The following is a 25,346-nucleotide window of genomic DNA, read 5'->3' as shown; positions in this document are numbered from 1 at the left end:
TGAATGAATAGGAGATGTGTACTCGCACATCTCCTATTTCGTTATGTTCTTTCCGAAATGGAAGACCGGGCCGATAGAGGCGCGGGTCGTCCAGCGGCCGTCCTTGAGCAGATCGTCGAAGAGATGATTGTGGACGAAATCGGCCTGCGCCCGCAGCCCAAAGTGCGGCGTAACATTCCAGTCAAACCCTCCGCCGAATCCATAGAACCCAGTCCAGTCGGTCTTTTTCCCGGATGGCGCGAGCTCCGCGACGATGGCGGTCGCGACCGGATCGGTCGGGCGCGGCGTGGCGGTTTCGTGGATGGCGCCGATCGAGGGCCGCACGAAGATGGTGACGGGAATGTAGTGGCGGATAACCAGCTGTGGCCCGGCGGCGTAGGTCTCTGTGGTGTTGTCGGTTGGAACCGCGAGCTGGTAGCTGGGTGGGATGACGCCTTCGGCCTTCAGCAGCGCCAGCAGGCCGTCGATCTGCGTCTGCAGCGGAGTGGTGAGGAGATTCGGGGTGAGGGAATTGTGCCCGGTGACGATGGAGTAGTCGAAGCCGATCCCCATCCAGCGCCTGGCGTTGTATCCGGCCTGGAGGTGATAGCCGCGCTCGGCAAGGTTGAAGGTCGGCGTTTCGAAATAGGTGAAGCCGGAATAGATTTCGTAGCGTTTGATGTCGGTCTGTTGGGCGTGAGCCGGAGTGAAGGCGGCGAAGAAGACGATCAGAAGAGTGGCACGGACGAGGATGGTCCTGAGCATGGGGGTGTCCTATGAAGGCCCAGAGGGCCTTTGCAAAACAGCAGAAAGATTAATAACGCCGAAGGAGAATTGGCAAGTGCTGCTGTTTACCTGGAGAGCAACCGCGCGAGATGGAAGTAGCGCAGCGCATAGGCGGCGTCGCGCAGGATCTGGGCTTTCAGGGTTTCGGGCGAAGGAAAGCGCTGCTCTGAGCGGAGGCGCTTGAGGAAGGTAAGTTCGAGCGGAGTTTCATCCGTGAGATCGATAGGTTGATAGTCGAAGAGATAGGACTCGACGGCGAAGGAATCCTCGCCGAAGGTAGGACGGTTGCCGGCGTTGGTGACGGCATTGAAGATGGGCGCGCCGGGGTGATCGCCGATCCGGATACGCGTGACATAGATGCCATTGGCGGGGAGCAGTTCGCTATAAGGCGCGAGGTTGATGGTGGGCACGGTGAGACGGGTGCCGATGCCGCGGCCTTTCGCCGGGGTGGAGAGGATGGAAAATGGGCGTCCGAGCAGAGCCCGGGCGGCGGTCATCTCTCCGCCGGCGATGCGCTGGCGTATCTGGCTGCTTGAGACTGGCATGCCGCGCACGGTGCGGGTGTGGTGGGCCGCCACGGTGAATCCGAGTTGTCTGCCCAGCTCTCCGAGTTCCTTAATTCCGGCCTGCGCCTGGTATCCGAAGCGGAAGGTATCGCCTTCGTGAACCTCTGCGGCATGCAGGCCGTCATGGAGCACCTCACGTGCAAACGTTTCGGCTGCCATGTGGGAAAACTCTTCGGTGAAAGGCAGAATGACCGTAGCGTCGAGGCCGGTTTCTGCGAGCAGGCGCAGGCGCTCAGGCATGGGGGTGATGAGCTTAGGCGCGACATCGGGGCGCAGGATGCGGACAGGATGCGGATCGAAGGTGACAGCGATGCACTTTGCGCCGAGGGCACTGGCGTGGTTGCGGGCGTGTTCGATGATCCAGCGGTGACCGCAATGGACTCCGTCAAAGTTGCCGATGGCGATGACGGTGGGGCCGTAGCTGGCGGGGACTTCATCGAGAGCACGGAAAACTTGCATGGTTATAGCTCGATCGGGATGCGCAGCCCATCGTAGGCGAGGCGGATAAGGGGCGGCAGCTCGCTTTCGGTGTCGGCGTGGTGGAGGTCGTGCGAGATGTGAGTGAACCAGGCGCGGCGCGGTTGCAGGCGTTCGATCCAATGAAGAGCCTGATCGACATTGGCGTGGCTGGGATGCGGCCTTTTGCGCAACGCGTCAATGATGAGGACGTCGAGGTTTTGCAGCAGAGGCAGGCTGGCGTCGGGAATGATGTTCATGTCGGTGAGATAGGCAGCGTTCCCGAAGCGGAAGCCTGCCACCTCTTGCTCGCCGTGGATGAGGGGCACGCGCTGGAAAGTGGCTCCGTGAATGGTGACGGACTCCTGGCCTTCGAGACGGTGCATGCGGACGCGGGCGCGAGTCGGGTATTTCGATTCGGTCGAGAAAGTATAGTCGAAGATTCTCTCGATGATAGTGGCGCTGGATTCGTCGGCATAAAGTGGCAAGTAGCCGTCGGGATGATGAAAAGTGAGGGGGCGCAAGTCGTCGAGGCCGAGGATGTGGTCAGCGTGGGAGTGGGTGTAGAGGACGGCGTCGATGTGGCGAATTTTTTCGCGCAGAACCTGTTCGCGGAAGTCAGGGCCGGTGTCGATGAGGACGCAATGGTCTTCCCATTGGATGGCGGCGGATGTACGCAGGCGGCGGTCGCGCGGATCAGGGGAGGTGCAGACGTGGCATTCGCATCCGAGCGTGGGGACGCCCATGGAGGTGCCACTGCCGAGGATAGTAAGAGTCGCCTGCATTTTGTTTTATTGAGTCATGATCCCGTTCTTTGCTTCGCAAAGGACGGGATACCCGCAGGTCGTTAGACGGTGCGATTCACGCTCCGCTCAGGATGACGAACTGTATCGCTGTTGCTAAACGGGATAGCGTTTCCTGTTATTTCTTTGGTGGTGGCTGCTGGGCTGATTTGGCGATGGCGTTGGTGATCTCGACGAACATCATACGGAGATCGAAGAGTGCGTTTTGCAATAGCCGCTGTTCCTTATCGGTCAGGTTGCCTTTAGTTTTCTCATACAGAATGGACAGCATCTCGATGCTCTGGCGCGCCCCGACGATATCAATGCGTGGCTGCTGTCCTTCCTCCGTGCCTGCACCCATGGCCATGACGGCGGAGAGATAAATGGACTGGACGAGGTGTTCGAAGGTGGTGTCTGGTGTTGCCTCAACGCCGGGATTGGCGTGGCGCAGCAGGTCGTCGATCTCGCGTGACGATTGCTGGTAGGCGGCATGTTGCTCGGCATGTTCTGCGGCTGACGGGCCGACAGGCAGTTCTTCAACCGGAGCCTGCTGCACTTTTTCTACCGGCTTCGCATCCTCCTGCTTCGGGGAAGGCATGGTGATGACGCGAGCGGAGGAGTCGGTTGCGCGTGCAGATTCTTCCTGCTTGGAGCTTGCAGCTTCTTCGCGGGGATCTCCCTCGATGGTGAACTTGCGGCGGTCGGTCACGGTAAATTCAGGTGGTTTTTCGTCCATAGTCTCTTCTCGTCAGGGCAATACGGGAGGTGCGTCGAGCGGAATCGCTTTGCCTCCCGGGTAAATCATGCTGGCTTTACGCTCCAGGGCTTCGACGCGCACCATTCCGAGGGCGAAGGTGCGGGTGAGACCGGGCAGCGCGTAGTGGGCGACACTAGTGATTTCGCCGATTGGTTTGTCGTCGCCTTCGGCGATCAATTCAGCGCCGGGAGCGGGTTTCGCGCCGATAAGTTCGAACCGGCGCAGGGTGCGGTGCACGGTGGCGCGCGAACGGATGCGCTCAACGATCTCCTGCCCGAGATAGCAACCCTTGTTGAAGTTCAAGGCGCGGTCCTGGCTCACCTCTTGGGGCAGGTAGCGGTCACTTATATCGACGCCATAACGAGGCGTGCCCTCGAGGATGCGAAGAGACTCAAGCGCCTGAAAGCCGACGGGTTTGGCTCCGGCTTCGGTGAGCATGCGCCAGGCTTCTGCGACGTGTTCGGCGGCAAGCCACAACTCGAAGCGCGGCACAAGAACGCCGTAGGCCCGAACGATGATCAGGGGAATTTCCTGTAAGGTGGCCTCTGCGAAGGCCAGCATTTCCAGAACAGGCAGCCCGAGTGAGCTAAGAGTTTCGGGTGCTTGCGGACCGGCCAAGCCAAGAATGGTGTGTTCTGCGTCTAATTCGTGTAGCTCCACGTCGTCCATGATGATGAAGTGGTCAAGGTGGCTGATAAGACGAGCGGCCTGGGAGCGGTCGGTTTCAAGGAGCAGATCATCAGAAGCGCGGAAGATGTAGCCATCCCCCTGAATACGGCCCTGCGCGTTCAGAATCAGGGTATAGTTGCCGTAACCCTGGGGAAGCGACTGCACTGTATTGGTGACCATGCCGTTCAGCCAGCGGACGCGGTCTTCTCCGGTAACGCGGATGCGGGTGAAATATCCGAGGTCATACACGGCAGAGGAATGGACGAGCGAGGCAAATTCGGATTCGATGCCGGCGAAGGCGCGAGGCGTAATCCGTCCGAGGTGCATCTGAAGGTCAGATGCGGGCGCCAGGGCAGCCAGCGGCGTGAGTCCGGACTCGGCAACTTGCGGCATTTCGCTCATAAGGAAATTATAGCTTTCCAGACGGAACTGGGCTGGAGATGAAAATGACGTTTGAGATGAAGAAGATAAAGCATTTAGCCCTGGTCCTGGTGGCGGTCGTAGGAGCAGGTGCCGCGCAAACGCCTGCCGACACCAACCTTCCGAAGACAACGCCACCGGCTACACGCATTACACCCGCCCAGGCGAAAGAGTTGTTTAACTCGGTTGGCGTGATTTTGAAATTTGCCTCTGACGACAGCAAACTGCCGATTAAGCGTGAAGTGAAACGCAAGCTGACGACCCGCGAGGCGGTGGAGAAATATCTTGTCGAGAAGATGAATGATGACAAGGACGCCAAGCGCATGGAGCGGTCGGAGATTGTGCTGAAGAAGTTTGGCTTGCTGGATCGGGATTTTCAGCTGCGACCTTTTTTGCTTCAACTCCTGAAGGAGCAGATTGAAGCCTATTACGACAGCAAGACGAAGACAGTGAACCTGTTGGACTGGGCTACTCCGGATACCCAAAAGCCGGTCCTGGCGCATGAATTGACACACGCTTTGCAGGACCAGCATGTGGACCTGGATAAGTGGGAAGACGGGACGAGCGAAGAACTGTCACACAATGTGAAGCAGGATAACGAGCATATCCAGACGGATGAGGTAGATACGGCGCGCGAGGCCGTGTTGGAAGGCCAGGCGATGGCCGTCTATCTTGATTATGCGCTGGCTCCATCCGGTAAGAGCCTGCTGACGGCACCGGATGTTGTGGATAATTTAGCGGATGCGGATGACACGTCGGATTCACCGGTATTGGCGCGGGCTCCGCTGGTGCTGAAGGAGTCGCTGCTGTTTCCCTACCAGGACGGGCTGAAGTTTGAGCAGACGGTATTGAAGGATCAGGGGCAGACGGGCGCTTTTGCCGGTGTGCTGGATCGGCCGCCGGCTTCGAGTTTCGAGATTATGAATCCGCGCGCGTACATGCGGAAGCACAAGGTGCCAGTGCTGCAGATGCCGGATGTGCATCCCCTGCTGGATGCGAATTATGAGCCTTACGACATCGGCGTGATGGGCGAGCTGGACGTGCGGATGCTGACGGAACTATTCGGAGGACAACAGGTATCGCAGGCGCTGACTCCGGCGTGGGACGGCGGAATCTATTATGCGGTGCAGCGCAAGCAGGCTAAGACGGAAGCCGAGAAGGATTCGACAGCTTCGGTGGGACTCTTTTACCTGTCGCAGTGGAAGTCGCCGGAGGCGGCCCAGGTATTTACGAAACTGTATGCCGATGAGCTGGGTAAAAAGTATTCCAACGTAACGCGCGACAACAATGACGAAGCGGACAGAACCGAGCAGATTTATAACACCAACGAAGGGCAGGTTGTGCTGACAACGAGCGGCCGGATGGTGTTTGTGAGTGAGAGTTTCGATCTGACGACGGCGCGCAAGCTGGCATTTCTTGTGATGGGCGCGCAGGGAAGTGACGACGACAGCCAGGCGGCGAAGCTGGCATGGCATGCACCAAAGGGAGAAACCCATGAGTTAAGCGCGAGCATGGTGCACTTCTTTTCCGGCTGCGGCCTGATGCGGGCTGCAGCGCCGCATTTATACTGAATTCTTCGCATTGTTTTTCATCCTAAGAATCTTCCGGGCGCGGAAGATGCGATGGAGTTTGGTTTGCAGCAAGCAGAGATTGGAATCATCGGGGGCAGTGGACTTTATGCCATGCCTGGGCTGACCAATACGCGTGAAGAGCGCATTGAGACGCCATTTGGCGAGCCCAGCGACGCCTTTGTGCTGGGCGATCTGGAAGGGCGGAAAGTGGTCTTTTTGGCGCGGCACGGGCGGGGACACAAGCTACTGCCGTCAGAGCTGAATTTTCGCGCAAATATCTACGCAATGAAGAAACTGGGCGTGGAGCGAATTCTGTCGGTGTCAGCAGTTGGATCGCTCAAGGAAGAGCATAAGCCGACGGATTTCGTCGTTCCCGATCAATTTATAGACCGCACTTTCCACCGTGCATCGACCTTCTTCGGCAATGGCATTGTTGGACATGTTGCTTTTGGCGATCCTGTATGTGCGACCGTGGCGAATGCAATCTTCGACAGCTGTTCTGCCTCAAAAGTTGTGGGCAAGGCTGGCGGGACGTATGTGTGCATGGAAGGGCCGCAGTTTTCGACGCGGGCTGAGTCGAACCTGTATCGCAGCTGGGGCGCGGACGTAATTGGCATGACCAATCTGCAGGAAGCGAAACTGGCTCGCGAGGCGGAGATTTGCTACGCGACAATGGCGATGGTGACAGATTACGACTGCTGGCACGAAGGCCATGACGATGTAACAGTGGAGCAGATTGTTGCCGTTCTGAACCAGAATGCGGCGAATGCAGCGAAGGTGGTGCGCGCTGCCGTGGCTGCGATGCCAAAGGAGCGCACTTGTGCCTGCGCATCGGCGCTACAGTATGCGATTCTCACGAATCCAGCTGCCATTCCGGCAGAAACAAAAGAAAAGCTCGATCTGCTGATCGGTAAATATCTCAATAAGTAGAGACAGGAAAAACATGGCGATTCTGGTGGTGGGAAGTGTTGCGTTCGACAGCATTGAGACGCCTTCGGGCAAGGCAGAGCGCTGCCTGGGCGGAGCGGCGACGTATTTCTCCCTGGCTGCGAGCTACTTTACCGATGTACGCGTGATCGCCGTGGTGGGCGAGGACTTCACCTCAGAAGAAGAGAATGTGTTGAAGCGGCGCGGAGTGGATACACGCGGCATCGAGCATCGCTCAGGTAAGAGCTTCTTCTGGCGCGGGTCATATTTGCAGAATCTGAACGAGGCGCAGACGCACGAGACACAGTTGAATGTATTTGAGACGTTTTCGCCGAAAATTCCTGCGGATTACGCCGATTCAGAGTTCCTTTTTCTGGCGAATATCGATCCTGTTCTGCAGGCGAATGTTCGCAGCCAGATGCCGCGTGTTCGGCTGGTGTGCGGCGACACGATGAATTACTGGATCAACGATCATCGGGAGAATCTGGAGAAGGTCCTGAAGGGGTTGGATGGTTTGCTGATCAATGACGGCGAAGCAAAGTTGCTGGCGAAGGACGCGAACCTGGTACGGGCTGCGGAGAAAATCTTGTCGTCGGGGCCGAAGAGCCTGGTGGTAAAGCATGGAGAGTATGGCGCGACGGCATTCTTCAGCGATCGGATGTTTCCGGGAGAGACGAAGAGTGTTTCGGTGCCGTTCCGCGCGCCTGCGCTGCCGCTGAGCGAGGTCGTAGATCCGACGGGTGCGGGCGATTCATTTGCCGGTGGCTTTTTTGGTTATCTTGCATCGCAGAAAGATGTCACACCGGCGGCGTTCAAGCGGGCAATGTTCTACGGCGGCGTGATGGGATCATTTGCAGTGGAGCGCTTTGGCACGGAACGTCTGCAGGCATTGACGCGCGAGGAGATCGATCAGCGATTTGGCCTCTTCCGCGAGTTATCGCACCTTGACTGAAACAGAAGATCATCGTCGGACTTCTCTGCCGCAGGAGACGAGGCTGGTTGCCTGCGTTGCGATGATACTGTCATTTATTGCGCTGGGGTATTGCTTTCCGCGCGGTATGGCACTCCTGTATGGCGACGCCGTGGCCCATCTGCATATCGCGCGGCGTATCTTTGATTCACTGAATCCGGGTTTCCGGCAACTTGGTTCGGTGTGGCTGCCGCTGCCGCATCTGCTTTTGCTGCCCTTTGTGCAGAAGATGTCCTGGTGGCAGACGGGGCTGGCTGGCGCATGGCCTTCGATGACCTGTTATGTGCTGGGCTGCGCGGGTATCTACAGAATGGCGCGGCTCTGGCTGCGCCCTGCTCCAGCTATTGTGGCGGCGGCGTTCTATGGGCTGAATCCGGGGCTGCTCTATATGCAGACCACGGCGATGACCGAGCCACTTTTTCTGGCAGAGATGATCTGGAGCGCGCTGCTGATCGCTGAGTGCTCGCGGGCAGTGAAAGGTGGCAGGCAGACACGTGCCTCACGCCTGCTGGTGATCGCCGGATTGGTGCTGGTAGCAGCAGTTTTCACGCGATATGACGGATGGATCTATGCGGCATGCGCGTGGCTGGTAGCGTTGTGGAGCGTACGGCGGCATTTGCGGGAGCCTGTGGGCGGCGCATTTGTTTTATTCACCGGCATGCTGATTGCGGCTCCGGCATTCTGGCTGGCGTATAACGCGAAGCAGTTTGGCGATCCGCTGGATTTCATGCGCGGCCCATATTCGGCAAAGGCGATTGATATACGCACGACGAAGCCGGGGTCGTCGCATTATCCGGGCTGGCACAGCATGCGCGTGGCTGCGCTGTATTTTTTGAAGGCTGCGGAGCTGGGTGCGGCGCCTCGGCACTTTGACAATGTGCTGCTCTGGCTTTCGATCGCCGGTACAGCCATCGCGGTGTGGCTGCATCGTCGCGGCGAAGACATTGTCGCGGCGCTGCTGCTGTGGATCCCGCTGCCGTTTTACGCATATTCCATTGCTTACGGATCGGTACCGATTTTTATTCCGCTGTGGTGGCCGCACTCCTTTTACAACACCCGGTATGGGATGGAGATGCTTCCAGTATTCGCGCTGTCGCTGGCGTTTCTGGTGGCATGGGGAAATGATTTTCTCGGCAGACGATGGCCGCGTTCGTCGGATTGGGCCGTGGGCGCTGCGCTGCTGCTGATTGTGATCGATGGCGTGGTTCTGGCACGGTCGCGTCCGTTAGTTCTGCAGGAGGCGGTGGCGAATGCGCATACACGTATCCCATTTGAGCGGGCATTGGCTCGACAGTTAGAAATCCTACCGGACCAGGGAATGATCCTGATGTACACCTCTGAGCATATTGGAGCGCTGCAGCAGGCTGGGATTCCGTTGAAGCGCACGATCAATGAAGGCGATTACTATCAATGGCCGGGAGCGCTGGAGCATCCGGCGAAGTCGGCGGCTATTGTAGTGACGACGGATGGCGATGCGATTGCGGCCGCAGTGGCGGCGCATCCAGAAGGGCTGGCGCTGGTTAACGTAATTTGTTCCACGGGCCAGCCGTGTGCGCGCATTTACCTTGCAAAGTGATAGCATCACGCTCAAACAGCGATGACAAATCTTCTTCTGATACTCGAAGAGCCAGGCCATATGTTGACCTTCGACGGTCTGCAGGAGGCGGTGCTGACGGGCGGTGCGGCTGGACGTTTGCTGCTGGCGGCATTGCTTGGCGGCATTATCGGCATCGATCGCGAGTATCACCATAAGCCTTCAGGTGTGCGGACGAATCTGCTTATCTGCTTTGGTGCGGCGCTGTTTACTTTTCTTTCTTCAGTCGTGGCCGGAGCAAGCAGCACGAATAAAGGGCAGATCGCTTCGAATATCGTGCAGGGTATTGGGTTTCTTGGAGCGGGTCTGATTATTCGCAACCGCGATCGCGTGAGCGGACTGACCAGCGCTGCTACGGTGTGGGCGGTAGCTTCTGTGGGAATGGCGTGTGGGGCAGGACTATATATTCCCGCGGTATTTTCCGCCACGCTTATATTGATAGCGCTCGAGGGCGTGGGATTGCTGGAACGTACGTCGAACCTGAAGATTTATTCTGTGCTTTACGAGGCACGCGGCAGCGATCCCGAAGAGATATCCATGTCGATTTTGAACGCTATGGACCACGGCAAACACCGGCTTGTTGAGTTGGAGCGAAATACGATTGGCGACTTGAACCGCTTGTCTTTTTCCGTTGCCGCATCACGAAGAGGCCATGAGCGGCTGCTTAAATTCCTTAATGCTGCGCCGGCTATTGATCAGATTTTGACGTTTGTCGACCCGGAGGACGATTGATTCGATTTGTAAAGGCTCATGCGTGCGGCAACGATTTTCTGGTCGTAGAGCAGACACAGTTAAGTGTGGAGCGGCAGCGGGAGATCGCGGTGAAACTGTGTGCGCGGAATACAGGCGTCGGCGCGGACGGAGTGGAGTATCTGGAATGGACTGGCGAACGGTCGGGAAAAATTCGACTGTTTAATGCGGATGGTTCGGTGGCTGAAATCTCCGGCAACGGGACGCGCTGCGTGGCAGCGTGGATGGCGCATGAGAAGAAGTTCGGTCATGGGGAGGCCGTTCTGTTTGAGACTGACGCCGGCCCGCGCGAGTGCCGTATTGTGGATGCCGAAGGCGAGCGCTACCAGATTGCTTCGCGCATGGGTGTGCCGAAGATTGCTTCGCACGGCGTAAGGCTTGGGAATGAAGTCGTGGATGGCGTTGTAGTTTCAACCGGCAATCCTCATTTTGTTGTATTTGTGAGTGATCCGGCGTTTGGAGTGCGAGGCCGAAGCTGGCAGGAGATTGGACGCGAGATTTGCTTTCATCCGGATTTTCCTGAGCAGACGAATGTGGAATTTGTGCGCGTGATAGATACGAATGAGATCGAGATTCGTATCTTCGAGCGTGGAGTGGGGCCAACGACTTCTTCGGGGACTGGAACTTGCGCGACGGCGGTAGCTACGATTTCGCAGAAGGGCGGCTCTGCCCATCTGTTGGTGCGAGCGCCGGGCGGCGAACAGCGTGTGGAATGGACGGGCGGAGAAAATGAAATTCTGCTGACGGGTCCAGCAGAATTGATTGCGAAGGGCGAGGCATTTGGATGCTGAAGCCTCCTGCAGTTGCGCCAGATGCGCGCATTGCGGTGATCGCTCCGGCAAGTTCGTCGAAACCGGAACGGCTGGCGCGCGGCATGGAGGCGCTGCGTGCGCGAGGATACGATGCCGAGTTCGGCAGATATGCGCAGGGGCGACTGGCGCCGTATTTTTCCGGCACAGCAGAAGAGCGACTGGCTGATCTGCATGCGGCTTTCGCCGATTCGGAGGTACACGCTATATTTTGTACCCGTGGCGGTTACGGATCGAATTATCTGATGGAAGATATCGATCTTGATCTGATACGCGACAATCCCAAGCCGTTTTTCGGATACAGCGATCTAACGGCGGTACAGACATGGTTGCTGGATGAGCTGGGATTGATTTCCTTTCATGGGCCGATGGTGGCGGCAGATTTTGCGGTTGACGATGGCGTGCATGATGCGAGCCTGGATGCGGCGCTCGATGGCGATGCTGTGACTGCGGGAGCGGCTGAAGGCTTACGAATTCTCAAGCCCGGACGTGCGAAGGGTACTGTATACGGCGGATGCCTGAGCATTCTGACGTCGTCGCTGGGAACGCGATTCGCTCCGCAGACGGAAGGTAAGCTGCTTTTCCTGGAAGATGTAGGAACGAAGCCGTATCAGGTGGATCGCATGCTGCGGCAGATGGTGCTGGCGGGCAAGTTCGATGGCGTGACTGGATTTGTCTTTGGCGAGATGTTGGAGTGCGCGTCGTCGGGAGCGAGTCCGGATCTGCTTGAGCAGGTGATTCTGCGCGTGCTGGATTGGTTTGATGGACCGATTGCGATAGGGTTGCGGTCTGGACATGTCTCGCGCGGAAACGTGACGCTGCCGTTTGGGATCGATGCGGAATTGAATTTAGAAGAGGAGCCGGTGCTCAGTTATCTGGAGCCGGCCGTGCAGGCTGAATAAGGAATGCAGACGAAACACATTCACTTGATTGGGATTTGCGGGACGGCGATGGCTTCGCTCGCCGGGTTGTTGCAATTGAAAGGGCATCAGGTGACCGGCTCGGACCAGGCGGCGTATCCACCGATGTCTGATTTGCTGCGCAGTTTGAATATTGCGATTGCTGAGCCGTTCTCGCCGGAAAACCTGAAGCCGCATCCTGATCTTGTGATTATTGGCAATGCGATATCGCGCGGCAATGTCGAGCTGGAGTATGTGCTCGATCAGCGGATTCCGTTCACATCGCTGGCGGCGGTGATTCACTCCGAGTTTTTGGCAAAGCGTGAATCGCTCGTGGTTGCGGGAACGCATGGGAAGACGACGACAACAAGCATGCTGGCGTGGATTTACGAAGTGGCGTCGCAGACGCGGCCAGAGCTTGCTCCCTCCTTTCTGGTTGGCGGAGTCGCGGAGAATTTCAAGACGAGCTTTCAGCTGCGGGAAAGCAGACCATTCATTCTGGAAGGGGATGAGTACGATACGGCCTTCTTCGATAAAGGACCGAAATTCATGCATTACTTTCCAGATGCACTCATCCTGACTCACGTTGAGTTCGATCACGCGGATATTTATCGCGATCTCGACCAGGTAAAGACAGCGTTCAAGCGACTGGTGAACCTGGTGCCACAGCGCGGGTGCGTGGTTGCGTTCGATGCGGCGGCGAATGTTTCTGAATGCGTGAGCAAAGCATTTTGCCAAGTGGAGCGTTACGGGTTTCTAGCCGAATCTGACTGGCGGGTTGCTGATTTGCAATTCCACAGTGGACGCTCACAATGGAAAGTGTTTCGCAATGGTGTGTTGTGGGCAGAGCTGACGATGCCGATGGCGGGTGAGCACAATGCGCTGAATGCCACGGCGGCAGCAGCGCTGGCGGCGGGACAAGGTGTCGAGGTTTCGGCGATTCAGCAAGCTCTGGCGACGTTCGAGAGCGTGAAGCGCAGACTGGAGGTGCGTGCTGTCGTCGATGGCGTAACGATTATTGATGATTTTGCACATCATCCTACCGCAATTCGTGAGACGCTGCGGGCACTTCGCGGGGCGTATCCGGATGCGCGCCTGTGGGCAGTTCTGGAGCCGAGATCGAATACGCTGCGGCGCAATATTTTTGAACGCGAACTGATTGAGAGCCTTTCGCTGGCTGACCGTGTTGTGCTGGCAGGTGTCTTCAAACAGGAGAGCATTGCAGAGAGTGAGAGGCTGCATCCTGAGACGGTGGTATCTGGACTGAAAGCATCTGGCAAAGATGCAGCCCTTTATACAGATGCGAATGCGATTGTGAACGCAATTGTGGCGGAGTTGTGCGCTGGCGATGTGGTTGCGATTCTTTCTAATGGCGGCTTTGACGGGATATATGAGAAGCTGCCGAAACGCCTGGAAGAGCGCGTGCTGGTGCGTTCGTAGTCATGTTTTCTTCGATTGCGATTCTTGCTTCTTACCTTGTCCTTGGATTTCCTGCAGCGTTGATTGGGCTGCCCTGGACGCTGCTGACCGGCGACATCTCATTTCTTTACCGCTGGGCTATGTGGATCGCCAATACCGGCCTGAAGATTGGCGGCATCCGAATTGATGTGAAGGGGCGCGAGCGGCTTGATCCGAAGCAGCGCTATATCTTCATGTCGAACCACATTTCGAATCTCGATCCGCCGCTGCTGCTGCCGCTGCTGCCGGGCCGCACATCGGTTTTCCTGAAGCGCTCGCTGATGAAGATTCCGTTACTGGGATACGCGATGCGGCTGGGAAATTTTATTCCTGTCGATCGAGATGGCCGCGTCGAAAGCGCGATAGAAAGTGTCGCGACAGCGCGGAAGGTGATCGACTCCGGCCTGCATGTTACGACCTTTGTGGAAGGGACGCGCTCGCGCGACGGGCGACTGCTTCCATTCAAGAAGGGGCCGTTTTATCTGGCGATGGAGACGGGCACGCCGATTGTGCCGATTTCTATCTGGGGGACCGAAAGCATGATGAAAAAGGGCAGCATGCAGATTACCCCGGGCACGGCACATGTTGAGTTTCATCCACCGCTTTGGCCGCGTGAATACGGAACGCGCGAGCAGCTACTGGCAGCGGTGCGGCAGTCGATTGCTTCAAGCCTGCCGGAGTGGATGCGGAGCTAAAGCTAGCTCCGCTGAATAGGCTTAGGACGGAGCATCCGCGCCGGGCGCAAAACAAATCTTTGCGCTTCGCTCAGAATTATGATTTCAGGATGGGTGCTACTGCTTCAGGATGGCATTGTAGCCATCGGCCTGGAGGCGAGAGCGCATAGCTTTAGCCGCGTCACGCGATGCGAATGGTCCTATCTGTATGTGCAGCAGTTTGTCCTGCGGTTCATTACGAACGGAAACACTGTAACCACGCTGACGCAGCGCTGAGATGAGAACGTTCGCGTCTTCCTGATGTGTAACCGCGGCAATCTGCACCATGATGGAGGCGCTCCCCGCTGCCGGCATAGATTCGTTTGCGGCGGTGGTTATAGGCAGGGAAGCAGGTTTGGCTTCCGCCGGAGTTGCTGATACAGGCGAAGGCTTGGGGGCGGAGGATGGTGTGAGCAAGGCCGGTCTTACCTGCGGCGCCGAGGCCTTATTGGATGTGGATTCTGCGTTAACGGACTGAGTGACGGTATTTGCATCCTGCTGATCGCTTTCGGCTGCCTGCAGACTTTCCATCGCCGATGGTTTTGTCGCGTTCGCCTCGGAAGGCGTGGGAGTATCTTCGGTCGCGGATGATGCCGCGGGAGCGGACGCGCTCGGCGTATCTGTGCCGCGGCGACCAATCGAGTAGCCGAAGCCAAAGAAGACGCCGCAGACAAGCACCAGTCCGAAGAAGATGCCGAGCAGTGTGGTGGCATTCAGCGTGATTTCGGAATCTGTTTTTTCTTCCTCGTCGTCAATCACACTTCTCATGGACGTTCCTCAGGGTTGGCGGGCGCCGCAGGCGCAGCTGGCACGCCGGTGAATTTCTGAATAAGCGACAGGAATTCCATCGGCAGCGGAAAGATGACGGTCGTATTCTTTTCCGTACCAATATCGGTAAGAGTCTGCAGATACTTTAACTGCAGCGTGATGGGTTGCTGCGCCAGCAGATTGGCGGCTTCAACCAGACGCTGTGCCGCTCCGAACTCGCCTTCGGCGTTGATGATCTTCGACCGCTTTTCACGTTCGGCTTCGGCCTGCTTTGCCATGGCGCGTAGCATTTGTTCAGGAAGATCCACTTGTTTTACTTCCACGCTCACGACTTTTACGCCCCACGGTTCTGTGCGCTGGTCGATGATGGCCTGGATGCGCTGGTTGAGCGCATCGCGATGCGAGAGCAGGCCGTCGAGCTCGACTTCACCTAGAACCGAGCGCAGTGTGGTCTGTGCGAACTGCGAGGTCTGGTAGACGTAATTGGCGACTTCGATCACCGCTTTTGCAGGATCGAGCACGCGCAAGGTGATGACGGCATTTACCTTGATGGTGACGTTGTCGCGCGTAATTACATCCTGCGGTGGGACTTCGAGAACTTCCTGCCGAAGGGATACGCGCACAATCTGATCAAATGGGCGAAAGACGAGGATGATTCCTGGTCCTTTAGGCTGAGGCAGGGCGCGCCCGAGGCGAAAAATGACGCCGCGTTCGTATTCGCGCAGGATTTTGATGGAGTTGAGCAGATAGAGAACCAATACGGCAATAACGATCAGGCTTGGAATGCCCATATATACGCCTCACTGAGGTGCGATTGTACCGCACGGAAGTTGTGATTTGACGTTCAAATCGCTTTGGGCTGGCCGTCGGGAATCCGCTCTACCAACAGCGTAAGATTGCGAACGGCGCGCACGCGGACGCGCTCTCCAGGGGCGATAGGTGAGGGTGATTCGGCAAACCACAGTTCCCCATGCACCATGACCTGTCCGCGTGGTTCGAGCGGCTGCTGGGCTATGGCGATCGATCCAATAAGAGCGTCGGCTCCTGTGACGACCTTGTTTCGCCGCGCGCGAATGGCGATGCGGACGAGGAATGTAGTGATCGCACCGAAGGCAATGCCGGTACCGATGGCGGTGGCCATGCTGACGCGCAACTCAGGAATAGGACCAGCAACGAGCGTGAGCGTTCCAAAGACGAGGCAAATGATGCCCGCGGTAGTAAGCACGCCATGGCTGGCGAATTTGGCTTCAAGGAGCAATAGCGCAAAGGCCGCAATCAGCAACATAAGCGAGGTATAGCGGACCGGCAACAGGTTCAAAGCGAAGAGCGCCAGGACGACCAACAGAGTGCCCAGCGCGCCGGGGATGATGGTGCCGGGCGTATTGAATTCGAGATAGACGAGCAGGCCGCCTACGACAAGGATCAGTACGGCGAGGTTCGGATCCATCAGGCGATCGAGGATATCTTCGCGCAGAGTGGTGTCGACGGGAACGATGTGCGCGCCGCGTGTGTGCAGCGTCGAGGTGGAACCGTCGAAACGGGTGACGGTCCGGCCGTCGACGGCATCGAGCAGTGCTGTGTTGCTGGGTGCTATGAGGTCGATAAGCTTGAGCTGCTCGGCTTCGTGCTCGGTATAGGATTTCGAGTTGAGCACGGCATCCTGGGCCGCGTCTGTGTTTCTGTTGCGACGTGAAACATAAGAGCGCAGGAATGCGGTCGTATCATTCTCGAGCTTCTGCTTCATGATGGGATCGAGGGTTCCACCTTCAATGACAGGGTGGGCCGCGCCTGCATTGGTTCCGAGAGCCATGGCGGCGATGTCAGCTGCCTCCAGGATAAAGAAGCCAGCGGAGCCGGCGCGGCTGCCCGACGGTGCAACGTAAACGATTACCGGCACGGGCGAGGTGAGAATGTCGCCGACCATGGTCCGTGTGGAATCGAGCAGGCCGCCGGGCGTGTCGAGCTCGATGAGTACGGCATCGGCGTGGCTATCGGCAGCGCGAGCGATCCCCCGGCTGATGTACTGTTCGCTTACTGGCTGAATGGTGTCATGCAAACGGAGCAGGACAACTTGCGGGGATTGCGATTGGGCGGCCAGCGGGCGAGATGAAAGCAAAACCGCGGCGCATGCGAGAAAGAGGATCGTGCTGCGCCACCATGTGCTCATGGGACTTGCTGGCCTTTCTGTTCGAGCGCCTGCTTCATGCCGCGGGCATTTGCGTTAGTTGGTTCGATTCGGAGAGCCTGGCTTACTTCGCCGGCGGCTGAGCTTAATTGGTTCGCCTGCAGGTCCATGCGCGCGAGCACGAGATGAGCCGGAACATTGGGTTGCAGTTGCAGAGATTTTAGGGCTTCCTGCCGGGCGGCTTCGAGATCGCCACTACGTTCGCGAACCTCAGCGAGGCCTCCGTGCGCGGCGGAGGAGGATGAATCTGCGGCTAAAGCCGCCTGGAATTGGCGCTCGGCTTCGAGGATAAGGCCACGATTGAAGAATTGTGTGCCCTCTTTCGTGAGCGCGGCGGCGCGCTCGGCCGGGGGCAGTGCACTGAGGCGCAGAGTTTGAACCTGCTCCATTTCAAAAGCTGCCTGGCGGAAGCTGGCTTCGTTGTAAGTGCGCTTGACCCGTTCGAGAGGGCCATTATTTTGCGAGCCGTTTTGGGGAGTGGTCAGCGAGGCATTTACTTTTGTGGCCGCAGTCGGGTTCTGCTGCTCATTATGCAGCGTGACAGCGAAGGTCGCGGCTTCGGTGTCCTGCGAACGCAGCTTTGTTGCCTGGTCGATTTCGCGGATAGCTCCCGCGAGATCGCCGCGGCGACGCATGGCGACGGCTAAGTTGAAGTGATAGTCGACATCTTTGGGATCGGCGGTAATCGCTTGCTGGAAAAGCGGAGCTCCATCTTTGCCGCGCCTTGCTGCGGCTACGCCCTGGTTATTGACGACTTCGGGCAGCGGCAAGCGGGTGGAGTCGAAGGCGAAGGCGTCTTCGGCCTCCATGTATTTTCCGGTGTAAAAGAAGGCCAATCCGCGATAGAAGTCGGCTTCAAGTGCGTTGGGATCGTCTTTCTGCAGGTGCCCCAGCGTGGAGGCGGCCTGCTCATAATTCTGGCTCGCAAAATAGACTTTGCCCAGCGCCAGCCATGCCGGATCAAAATGGGGGCTGAGGCGAATGGCTTCGCGCAGATGACGAATGCGTTCGTTCGCGGAATCTTCGGTGAGGCCGCGAACATAATTTTCAAAAGCGTCGAGGCGCAATTCGGAATCGGCAGTGGTAAAAGTCTGCTCAGCCACTGCATAGGCAGGATCGAGCTGCCGCGTTACTTTCCAGGCGATGTTGTTCAGCGTTTCAAGCAGGTGCGTCAGATCGGCCTGTTCATTGAGCGGCGCACCGATCTTCAGATCGGTCACATCCAGAACTTCGGCAGTCGTATTCAGAGTGGCTCCGGTCGTGGTGTAAGAGCCGAAGACGATATAGTCGGCGTCGAGCGTTTGCGCGAGACGGATAGCGCTGGCACGCGATGGCTGGAAGTTCAGCGGTAATCCGAGGTGATCGAGCGCGTAGAGGCGGTCGGAGCGGCTGATGGGCAGAAATCCGGCAGAACCCATACGACGGTTCAGTATCTCGGGAAATGCCTGGCCGATCCAGTCGAGATTGGGCTGTCCTGTGTGATTCTCGAAAGGCAGTACAAGCAGGAGGCGTCCATGGGCGATGGTCTGCGTCGATGCCGAGGCCGGAGTTTCGGGCTGCGGGCGTGACGCAGTGGTGGCTGGGGCTGGGGGCGCCTGCTGAGCCGTTATAACCTGCGCGCCTGCAAGAAGCAGGACGCAAAAGCTGGAGCGAAATGAAATATGAGGCCGCACTTCAAGGCTGATTATAGTGAAGCGCGGGCGTATCGCGCTCTGTATTCATCGCCACCTGCGGGCGGTCAAAGTGCAATACGGCGGCCCATTGACCTTGCCGTTCGACTCGCCAGACGACTTTTCCTGCCAGCAGGCGGGCGATCATCTCCGGCGGGAGATCGTGGTGGAAATCAAAAAAACGTGTATCGAGGTCTTCATTGCGGCGACCGAGGCTGAAGGAAAAGCGAGGCGGGTCATATTTCGTGGAAAAGATAAGACCAACCGTATAGGGCTGAAGTATCTGTGCTGCGTTTTCGATTTGCGGCATCGAGAAGTTGTCGATGGCTGCTACCTGCATCGGTGTGGCGACATATCCCAGCTCCGGTTTGCTTAGTTCGTCCGTCGCGGGCCACGCCGTTAGTACGGTGGCGTCAGGATAGTTTGCCTCGATCTGGCGGATGGCAGCCTGATGCAGGCGGATCACATTGCTGTAGGCGAGATTATCTTCAGGCGCGAACCGATAAGGTGGGTTGATAAATAGGCCGGCTATAAACGCGATGGCGCTCAGTGCGATGAGAGCCGGCCACTGTGGGAGCCTGCGATAGAAGGTGCTGACGCATAGAAGCAGTACCAGCGGATAAAGCGGTAAAAGATACCGTGTCAATAAGGCGCCGCCAAGCACGGAAAAGAACAACAGGTTGGCTAGGATGACGACGGCAAACTGCAACTGTATATCGATAGGAACGCGCTGCCTGTCTTTGATCGGCGGAAGCATCATGCAGGCCAATGTCAGCAGGACTGGCACGAAGAGATTCATATGTGCAGTGATGTGCAGGATGCGATGGCCGAAGGCGAGCAGCACCCGCAGCGGACTGAGTGTTGCCGTGGCATTGTAACGCAGATATTCCGGATTGCCGAAAACAAACCCGGTGCGATGCCAGTGATAAATGTACCAGCAGGCCAGCGGTACGACGGGAAGCATCAGGGCGCCCATTTTTTTGATGTTGGATCGCGTCGAAGTCCTTTTAGTAGGTGCAAAGCACAGCCAGAACTGCCACGCTGCTAATGCCAGCGGCGTAACGATTGCAGTTTCTTTCGAGAGCGCGGCGAGTGAGAAGCAGACGACCCAGCCTCCCATGCGATTCTTGAAAAAGAAGACCAGCGCCCATAATGTCGCCGCAGCGGCGAATATATCTGCGTGTGCTAACGAGCTTTGCGCGAACCACACGGGATAGAGGGCGGTAAGGATCACGGCGGCGAAAGCAATCCTGCGCTTTTCCGTGACGACAACTGCAAGATGATAGACGGCAAGCAGCGCGAGCGAAGATACCGCACACATGGCAAGACGCGTTACCAGAGGACTAAATATAAAGGCCTTCCACCACAAGGCGAGATAGATGGAAGGCAGCGGCGGATGTGCATTGGACAGAGTAGAGAAGGGAATCAGCGAGCCGGTGCAAAAAAAATCATAGGCCGCCGGAATGTAATAACCAGCTTCATCCCAGTAATACGGCAAATGAAGCAACGAAAGATGTGTGAGGACGACCGCAGTAAAGATCGCGGGGAAGACAAGCCAGTATGAAAGACGAGATGCGGACACGACCGGCTCTAGTGAACTGGTCCCTGCGGCATGGGTAGAGGATGCTGTGGTTCCAGGGCAATGGCTCCAAACGCCTGCTCATATTGCGCGATGTTCTGGCTGAGGATATTCCAGAGCGCCTTTGCCTGCTGCGGGCTAAGGTAAATGCCCTGTGAGTTCTGGATATTGACGGTCTCGGGCGAGTCCTGGTGCACGATTCCGAAGGCAAGGAAAAAATCCCAAACGCTTACGCGTACCTGTACGCTGTTGGAATAATTCTCACGGTAATCGGGGGCCTGGGTGAGATTGATTTTCGGTTGAGTCTGCTGCGTCGAATTCATGGTGCTTTCAGGGTATCGCGTTTGGAAGGATGGTGCGAAAGGGGGGACTTGAACCCCCACGAGTTTCCCCGCCAGATCCTAAGTCTGGTGCGTCTGCCAATTCCGCCACTTTCGCATTCAGGACCAATGACTTACAGCGGTAAGTTTAGCTCTAAGCACCAGTGTCAGTTCTGGCGTCAGTTGTCTTCCGCTTACCGAACGCTACAAGACCCTCCACTGCCGATTGATTATGGGCCAGACTGAGGTGGGCATAACGTATCGTCATTCCGATTGTACGATGTTCCATCAGCGTGGGGATAGTGGCTAATTTTCTCCTGTCATCGCCCGTTAACGCAATTCAGGAATATTGTCATCTATCCAAAAAAGATTCACTCTTGGGGCTGTGGTTCACCTTGGTCGAGCGCAAAAGGCACACCAACCGGGAACAGTGATGCTGGCAATGGAGCACGGATTCAAGCCGAGGAGTCACTGACCGGCGGCGGCCATCGAGAGAACGCCCGGCAGGCGTACCTTTGGCCGCAGAATTGTTACGACAGCGCAGCCTGCATCGTCGATGACGGTCGTATGTTTGAATGGTCACCGGTTGAGAGTCGATTGTGGAGGCACCGGTTCTCCTAATAGTTTTACCGGGAGCGGTACCGATCTCCTCGTCACCGGGAGCGGACAGATTCGAAGGAGCCTCCTGCATACTATTCGCCCTTTGCCGCGCTTGCTTCTCTTAGCGCAGCAAGCGTGGAATCTGGTTGAGCGACAAGATGGTTGCGATGGTCCGCAAGGTAGCGGTGAACATCGGAGATGACCACTGAACCTTCTCCCACCGCTGAAGCAACACGCTTGACTGAGTTGGCCCGTACATCGCCCACCGCATACATGCCAGGGACGCTGGTTGCGTACGGCGTGCTCTCGAAGCCATCGGGGCCTCCAGTGAGAACAAACCCCGTCTTATCCAGCTTCACTGTGCCGTAGAGCCAGCCGGAATTCGGCTCCGCACCAATCATGACGAAGACCCTGCTGATTGGCTTCGTGGTCGTCTCGCCAGTTTTGCGGTTTGTCCAAGTAACCAGCTCAAGGGCTGACTCGCCCTCAAGTTTCTTAATCTCGGTATCTGTATAGAGCGTTATGTGCGGAGATCTCTCAATACGTGAGATCAGATACTCTGACATGGTGCTCTTGAGCGATGGGCCGCGGACAATGTGGTGCACGTGTTTCGCCACTCCGGACAGGAATACGGCCGCTTGACCGGCTGAGTTTCCTCCTCCGACAACTATGACCTCTCGCAGGCGACAAAGCAGAGACTCCATAGCCGTCGCCGCATAGTAAATTCCTCGATTTTCGAACTCGCTGTGGTTCTCGACGGCCAGTCGCCGGTATTGCGCGCCAGTCGCTATGACAACGGCGCGCGAACATACGGTCATTCCCCCGGCCAGCGTGAGCTTGTGAATTCCATCGATTTGCTGGGCCGTAATTATCTCTCGAGAGATGGCAAAATGTACCCCAAATTTTAGTGCCTGCAAGTGGGCGCGGCTGGCGAGTTGCTGGCCGGAGACCCCAGTCGGAAAGCCGAGGTAATTTTCAATCTTTGAACTTGTGCCTGCTTGTCCACCGGGAGCCGTTCCCTCGATCACTATGGTCGATAGTCCTTCCGACGCCCCGTATACGGCGGCTGCCAGGCCGGCTGGACCTGCACCCACTACAGTTACGTCGTAGATTGTCTGCGAATCTGGAAGTTCCGTGATCCCCAACTCATCTGCCAGAGCCGTAATGGTCGGACGCACGAGGACACGCCCATCCGGCAGTGCTACGGCTGGCAGGTCCGAGTCATGAGGGCTTTTTCCAAGAGTGTTGTCTCGGGAAATTTCTTCAATTCTGTGCGGATAATAGTTGCGCACGAAGAAGCGCTGCAGGGTCGTCAGATCCGCGTCCCCTGGAAAGCCGCGCAGAACAATGCCACTAGATGATTCAGCATTGATACCGATGCGCCGCCAAATCGTCGCTTGCACGATGAGATTGGCAATATCTCCTTCGGCACGCATCAGCAGCCTAAGCTCTTTACGCGATATTCGCAGCAGACGACTCTCCATCGCAGTCCGCACCTCTGCAACAGCACTTTGAGAATTCAAAAGACTGAACTCTCCACTGAAAGCAAACCTGCGATGACGCGCGAAGATTTTGAGACCTCCATCCGCGGAGGGCAACAAGACATCGATTCCTCCATCCAATATGACAAACATGTCGGTCTCACGGTCGCCGAGGGTATAGAGGGTCACATTCGCCGCAACCGCCTCTTCCCGGCCATATTCCTCCAATCGCCCAACCATTTCTTCTGTGAGCGTTGGGAAAGCGAGGTCGCGACGATAGGCAGCGGTAATCTCCTGAACGGCCGTTGGCTCGTTTGACTGTGCGTCCTGATTTGAGGCGAGTTGATCGTCCGGAATCGTCATGCGTCAGATCTCCGCAGGTGCCTCCTCTAGCTTACTTACCCATTAGTATTCGACGAGGCTCCCTATGGCTGCTCGAACCGCTGAGACAGCGCCATTTATGAACATGGGAATTAAGCCGCGGAGTAGCAACATGCTGCAAGACTCTATCTTACTTGGACATTATTCGGGAGCGAACAGCGGGGTGGCGAGCATCTCATCACGGAGCCGCGCGAGAATGGACGCGAGCTCATTGGCCATGGAGAGACTGCTGTTTCTGACTGCAGTGTCATGCCCGGAAATGGGAGTGGGGCGCTCAATTTCCAAATGGGGGCGAATTTCCTGGCTATTCTGCATGTCGAGATAGTCAGCCATCTGGACCAACGCGCGTGCAGTGGACTGATCGAAATCCTCGAGCCACGCCACCGTTTCCTCAGAGGGCTTCTCGGCGGTTGCGAAAGCGCGGTATTGCAACAGGGCCAGCTCGAGCATGTAGAAAGTTCTGAGCATGGCCTGCCAGCGGCGAATACGGTCGCGCGCAGCCATGTGCTGGCTGCGTAAGGCTCCCAATTCAAAAGGAACGCCATCCGCCTGCGCGTTCACCGTGGCAAAGTTGGTGGCGATTCGATCGCGAAGGCCACGGATAGTGATAATGCTTGCTGCGCTGTGCTCGCGCGCGTTGAGCAATGTCAACGCGGCGAGCAGGCGGAGGTTTTTAGAAAATGTTCCTACCATTTCGCCAGTCGCGCTCGTGGGCTGCAGGCGATCGAAGACGAGCCACATCATCGCGATACCCAGCAGGACACCAAGTGCGCGGTCACGCGCAATCGAGAGCGAGAGCTGGATGGTGAAGTCATTTACATGAATCAGATAGAAAGCCAATGCGATCTGCAGTCCGCAATAGGAGAGGCGGGCGCTTGCAGTGCCGATCCAGGCTGCGACGATGGAAACGCCTGCAAAGAGAAGCGTAAATCCGGTGATGGAGTCAATGTAGGGAAGGATGAAGATTTGAGCGCCAAGCCCGAAAATAAATCCGCCGATAACCGCTCCAGCAATGCGCAGAATCTGCTTTTGACGGGAAGCTCCGACAGTGGAGAGAGCCGTCAACACGCATGTGGTGACCGAAGTGGAGAGCCCCGGCCATGCCAGCGAAACGTAAAGAATGTAACACAGCATTCCGGCAACGCATCCGCTTAGTGCAAAGCGCAAGTGCTCAGGATTCGTAAATGCATCTCGAACGAGAACGGGAGTTTCGCTGACCGGCTCGTGGGCGAGAATACGGAACGATTCGATGGATGCGGTGCCTTCGATGACGCGAGGAATGAGGGCAACCATCTGTTCCATCTCTCGCAAAAGAGAGGTGGCGCCGGAAGGTGTTGTGACCTCGGTGAGGGATGGACTGCAATGTGTAAACAGGCACTTCTGAATTTCCGCCAATTGTTGTACCAGGGACGAGGCGAGCTGGCTGTCGGCTGCAGAGATCTGCGGGTGTGCATGAATGAGTGCGGCGGCGAAATCGATTGAGCGACCAACAAGAGAAACAACGGCCTGCATCTGAGCACGATAGAGCGGCTGATAATTCGATCGCGTGAGTTGTCTGCGCAATCCTCCCACGCCGACCATGGCGTATTGCGTCAGCTCGCGTTCTACTTCGCTCGATACTGAAACGCGAGCGGAGTAGCAGATTAACAGTTGCTGCATCGCATCGAGCCTCACCCTCAGGCCTGTGATCAATTCGTCTTCCCTGTGAAAGGCATGAAACACCGCTTCGACGACGATGGTAACGGCCGCGCCGACAGCAGGAGACAATATCTGCCACAGCGTTCTCTCAACGTTGAGCTCTGCTGGTCCGGTGAGATACCACGTCGCGATGGCGCTCGTGCCAATCAGGCCGATGGCGCTGGCGATGGTGTAATTGGTCAGCGTGCGAATGAGAAAGAATATGAGGAAGAGGCTGGCTGCTTCCCAGAAAAAGTGAGTCTCCGGAGTAGATGCGAACATTCTCGCGCCGATGGGAACGAAGACGGTGGTGAGTGCCAGTGCGATGAGGAGGTAGAAGCTGGATTTCGCGGTCGAGCCAAGGTTTTCGCGCGAGATGAGGAATGCATAGAGTGGCCCAGTCGCTCCGCCCGGGATGCGAAAGGTCATGATAAGAATCATGGTGATGGTTGCGGCAATCACCATCCGTCCTACCATAATGGTCCGCCCGGGATAGGGCGCGAGCTCGCTTTTGAGGAAGTCGGCAAACCATGCGGTAAAGGTGCGAGTGTCCGTGCGCGAAACGGTGGCTGTGGCCAT

Annotated in this window: 22 protein-coding genes and 1 tRNA gene; 9 read left to right on the top strand and 14 right to left on the bottom strand. The window is 57.1% G+C overall.

Going from position 1 to position 25,346, the window contains the following annotated elements; genetic code table 11:
* Window positions 1–33 precede the first annotated feature (33 nt).
* The 5 genes from GSQ86_RS00305 to GSQ86_RS00285 form a co-directional block, all read right to left on the bottom strand.
* On the bottom strand, window positions 34–744 hold the full coding sequence (locus GSQ86_RS00305; RefSeq protein ID WP_158747963.1) for a hypothetical protein: 711 nt from the start codon (window positions 742–744) through the stop codon (window positions 34–36).
* Between the two features lie 86 nt (window positions 745–830).
* Window positions 831–1,790 carry a riboflavin biosynthesis protein RibF gene (gene ribF / locus GSQ86_RS00300; RefSeq protein WP_158747962.1) on the bottom strand — a complete coding sequence of 320 codons (960 nt, stop codon included), beginning with the start codon at window positions 1,788–1,790 and terminating at the stop codon, window positions 831–833.
* 2 nt (window positions 1,791–1,792) lie between these two features.
* Complete coding sequence (locus tag GSQ86_RS00295; RefSeq protein WP_158747961.1) at window positions 1,793–2,572, bottom strand: MBL fold metallo-hydrolase; 780 nt, start codon at window positions 2,570–2,572, stop codon at window positions 1,793–1,795.
* A 136-nt stretch (window positions 2,573–2,708) separates the two neighbouring features.
* Complete coding sequence (locus GSQ86_RS00290; RefSeq protein WP_158747960.1) at window positions 2,709–3,305, bottom strand: DUF1844 domain-containing protein; 597 nt, start codon at window positions 3,303–3,305, stop codon at window positions 2,709–2,711.
* A 12-nt stretch (window positions 3,306–3,317) separates the two neighbouring features.
* Window positions 3,318–4,397, bottom strand: a complete 1,080-nt coding sequence (locus GSQ86_RS00285; protein WP_216840956.1) for a folate-binding protein YgfZ — start codon at window positions 4,395–4,397, stop codon at window positions 3,318–3,320.
* Window positions 4,398–4,441: 44 nt separating this feature from the next.
* Between GSQ86_RS00285 and GSQ86_RS00280 the strand changes: the two genes are divergently transcribed.
* From GSQ86_RS00280 to GSQ86_RS00240, 9 genes are all read left to right on the top strand, one after another.
* Window positions 4,442–5,986: a hypothetical protein gene (locus GSQ86_RS00280; RefSeq protein ID WP_158747958.1), complete on the top strand. Its 1,545-nt coding sequence runs from the start codon at window positions 4,442–4,444 to the stop codon at window positions 5,984–5,986.
* A gap of 63 nt (window positions 5,987–6,049) precedes the next feature.
* The gene (locus GSQ86_RS00275) at window positions 6,050–6,916 is read left to right on the top strand and encodes an S-methyl-5'-thioadenosine phosphorylase (protein WP_158748035.1); all 867 of its coding nucleotides are present in this window, start codon (window positions 6,050–6,052) and stop codon (window positions 6,914–6,916) included.
* A 13-nt stretch (window positions 6,917–6,929) separates the two neighbouring features.
* Complete coding sequence (locus tag GSQ86_RS00270) at window positions 6,930–7,865, top strand: PfkB family carbohydrate kinase (RefSeq protein ID WP_158747957.1); 936 nt, start codon at window positions 6,930–6,932, stop codon at window positions 7,863–7,865.
* Window positions 7,858–9,459: a glycosyltransferase family 39 protein gene (locus GSQ86_RS00265; protein WP_254062035.1), complete on the top strand. Its 1,602-nt coding sequence runs from the start codon at window positions 7,858–7,860 to the stop codon at window positions 9,457–9,459. The genes GSQ86_RS00270 and GSQ86_RS00265 overlap by 8 nt, the downstream gene beginning before the upstream one ends.
* A 21-nt stretch (window positions 9,460–9,480) precedes the next feature.
* Complete coding sequence (locus tag GSQ86_RS00260; RefSeq protein WP_158747956.1) at window positions 9,481–10,209, top strand: MgtC/SapB family protein; 729 nt, start codon at window positions 9,481–9,483, stop codon at window positions 10,207–10,209.
* Window positions 10,206–11,018 (top strand): diaminopimelate epimerase, encoded by an 813-nt coding sequence (dapF, locus tag GSQ86_RS00255; RefSeq protein WP_158747955.1) that lies wholly within the window; start codon window positions 10,206–10,208, stop codon window positions 11,016–11,018. The genes GSQ86_RS00260 and dapF overlap by 4 nt, the downstream gene beginning before the upstream one ends.
* Window positions 11,012–11,938 carry an LD-carboxypeptidase gene (locus tag GSQ86_RS00250; RefSeq protein ID WP_158747954.1) on the top strand — a complete coding sequence of 309 codons (927 nt, stop codon included), beginning with the start codon at window positions 11,012–11,014 and terminating at the stop codon, window positions 11,936–11,938. Before dapF ends, GSQ86_RS00250 begins: the two co-directional genes overlap by 7 nt.
* Window positions 11,939–11,941: 3 nt before the next feature.
* Window positions 11,942–13,375, top strand: a complete 1,434-nt coding sequence (mpl, locus tag GSQ86_RS00245; RefSeq protein WP_158747953.1) for a UDP-N-acetylmuramate:L-alanyl-gamma-D-glutamyl-meso-diaminopimelate ligase — start codon at window positions 11,942–11,944, stop codon at window positions 13,373–13,375.
* A 2-nt stretch (window positions 13,376–13,377) separates the two neighbouring features.
* Window positions 13,378–14,088, top strand: a complete 711-nt coding sequence (locus GSQ86_RS00240) for a 1-acyl-sn-glycerol-3-phosphate acyltransferase (protein WP_158747952.1) — start codon at window positions 13,378–13,380, stop codon at window positions 14,086–14,088.
* Between the two features lie 96 nt (window positions 14,089–14,184).
* Here GSQ86_RS00240 and GSQ86_RS00235 read toward each other — a convergent pair whose 3' ends face one another.
* The 9 genes from GSQ86_RS00235 to GSQ86_RS00195 all read right to left on the bottom strand — a co-directional run bounded on the left by GSQ86_RS00235 (window position 14,185) and on the right by GSQ86_RS00195 (window position 25,346).
* On the bottom strand, window positions 14,185–14,874 hold the full coding sequence (locus GSQ86_RS00235; RefSeq protein WP_158747951.1) for an SPOR domain-containing protein: 690 nt from the start codon (window positions 14,872–14,874) through the stop codon (window positions 14,185–14,187).
* Window positions 14,871–15,665 (bottom strand): slipin family protein, encoded by a 795-nt coding sequence (locus tag GSQ86_RS00230; RefSeq protein ID WP_158747950.1) that lies wholly within the window; start codon window positions 15,663–15,665, stop codon window positions 14,871–14,873. Before GSQ86_RS00230 ends, GSQ86_RS00235 begins: the two co-directional genes overlap by 4 nt.
* Before the next feature lie 53 nt (window positions 15,666–15,718).
* Entirely contained in the window at window positions 15,719–17,041 is a 1,323-nt protein-coding gene (locus tag GSQ86_RS00225) for a nodulation protein NfeD (protein WP_158747949.1), read from the bottom strand.
* Window positions 17,038–18,732: a tetratricopeptide repeat protein gene (locus GSQ86_RS00220; RefSeq protein WP_158747948.1), complete on the bottom strand. Its 1,695-nt coding sequence runs from the start codon at window positions 18,730–18,732 to the stop codon at window positions 17,038–17,040. Before GSQ86_RS00220 ends, GSQ86_RS00225 begins: the two co-directional genes overlap by 4 nt.
* A gap of 1 nt (window position 18,733) precedes the next feature.
* Window positions 18,734–20,311, bottom strand: a complete 1,578-nt coding sequence (locus GSQ86_RS00215; RefSeq protein ID WP_158747947.1) for a glycosyltransferase family 39 protein — start codon at window positions 20,309–20,311, stop codon at window positions 18,734–18,736.
* Window positions 20,312–20,319: 8 nt separating this feature from the next.
* Window positions 20,320–20,631, bottom strand: a complete 312-nt coding sequence (locus GSQ86_RS00210) for a DUF3467 domain-containing protein (protein WP_158747946.1) — start codon at window positions 20,629–20,631, stop codon at window positions 20,320–20,322.
* A 30-nt stretch (window positions 20,632–20,661) separates the two neighbouring features.
* Window positions 20,662–20,746: transfer RNA gene (locus GSQ86_RS00205), tRNA-Leu, on the bottom strand.
* Between the two features lie 574 nt (window positions 20,747–21,320).
* Entirely contained in the window at window positions 21,321–23,072 is a 1,752-nt protein-coding gene (locus GSQ86_RS00200; protein WP_158747945.1) for a cyclic nucleotide-binding domain-containing thioredoxin-disulfide reductase, read from the bottom strand.
* 159 nt (window positions 23,073–23,231) lie between these two features.
* The gene (locus GSQ86_RS00195; RefSeq protein ID WP_158747944.1) at window positions 23,232–25,346 is read right to left on the bottom strand and encodes an FUSC family protein; all 2,115 of its coding nucleotides are present in this window, start codon (window positions 25,344–25,346) and stop codon (window positions 23,232–23,234) included.

Origin of the sequence: Acidobacterium sp. S8 (genome assembly GCF_009765985.1) — a bacterium.
In the GTDB taxonomy this organism is placed as follows: Bacteria; Acidobacteriota; Terriglobia; order Terriglobales; family Acidobacteriaceae; genus Alloacidobacterium.
This window is presented reverse-complemented; position numbering and strand designations above follow the sequence as displayed.

Bases quoted from the DNA above. Each gene is read 5' to 3' on its own strand.
- GSQ86_RS00305 (WP_158747963.1), bottom strand. From the start codon at position 744: ATGCTCAGGACCATCCTCGTCCGTGCCACTCTTCTGATCGTCTTCTTC.
- ribF (WP_158747962.1), bottom strand. From the start codon at position 1,790: ATGCAAGTTTTCCGTGCTCTCGATGAAGTCCCCGCCAGCTACGGCCCC.
- GSQ86_RS00295 (WP_158747961.1), bottom strand. From the start codon at position 2,572: ATGCAGGCGACTCTTACTATCCTCGGCAGTGGCACCTCCATGGGCGTC.
- GSQ86_RS00290 (WP_158747960.1), bottom strand. From the start codon at position 3,305: ATGGACGAAAAACCACCTGAATTTACCGTGACCGACCGCCGCAAGTTC.
- GSQ86_RS00285 (WP_216840956.1), bottom strand. From the start codon at position 4,397: ATGAGCGAAATGCCGCAAGTTGCCGAGTCCGGACTCACGCCGCTGGCT.
- GSQ86_RS00280 (WP_158747958.1), top strand. From the start codon at position 4,442: ATGACGTTTGAGATGAAGAAGATAAAGCATTTAGCCCTGGTCCTGGTG.
- GSQ86_RS00270 (WP_158747957.1), top strand. From the start codon at position 6,930: ATGGCGATTCTGGTGGTGGGAAGTGTTGCGTTCGACAGCATTGAGACG.
- GSQ86_RS00260 (WP_158747956.1), top strand. From the start codon at position 9,481: ATGACAAATCTTCTTCTGATACTCGAAGAGCCAGGCCATATGTTGACC.
- GSQ86_RS00250 (WP_158747954.1), top strand. From the start codon at position 11,012: ATGCTGAAGCCTCCTGCAGTTGCGCCAGATGCGCGCATTGCGGTGATC.
- mpl (WP_158747953.1), top strand. From the start codon at position 11,942: ATGCAGACGAAACACATTCACTTGATTGGGATTTGCGGGACGGCGATG.
- GSQ86_RS00240 (WP_158747952.1), top strand. From the start codon at position 13,378: ATGTTTTCTTCGATTGCGATTCTTGCTTCTTACCTTGTCCTTGGATTT.
- GSQ86_RS00235 (WP_158747951.1), bottom strand. From the start codon at position 14,874: ATGAGAAGTGTGATTGACGACGAGGAAGAAAAAACAGATTCCGAAATC.
- GSQ86_RS00230 (WP_158747950.1), bottom strand. From the start codon at position 15,665: ATGGGCATTCCAAGCCTGATCGTTATTGCCGTATTGGTTCTCTATCTG.
- GSQ86_RS00225 (WP_158747949.1), bottom strand. From the start codon at position 17,041: ATGAGCACATGGTGGCGCAGCACGATCCTCTTTCTCGCATGCGCCGCG.
- GSQ86_RS00210 (WP_158747946.1), bottom strand. From the start codon at position 20,631: ATGAATTCGACGCAGCAGACTCAACCGAAAATCAATCTCACCCAGGCC.
- GSQ86_RS00200 (WP_158747945.1), bottom strand. From the start codon at position 23,072: ATGACGATTCCGGACGATCAACTCGCCTCAAATCAGGACGCACAGTCA.
- GSQ86_RS00195 (WP_158747944.1), bottom strand. From the start codon at position 25,346: ATGGCCACAGCCACCGTTTCGCGCACGGACACTCGCACCTTTACCGCA.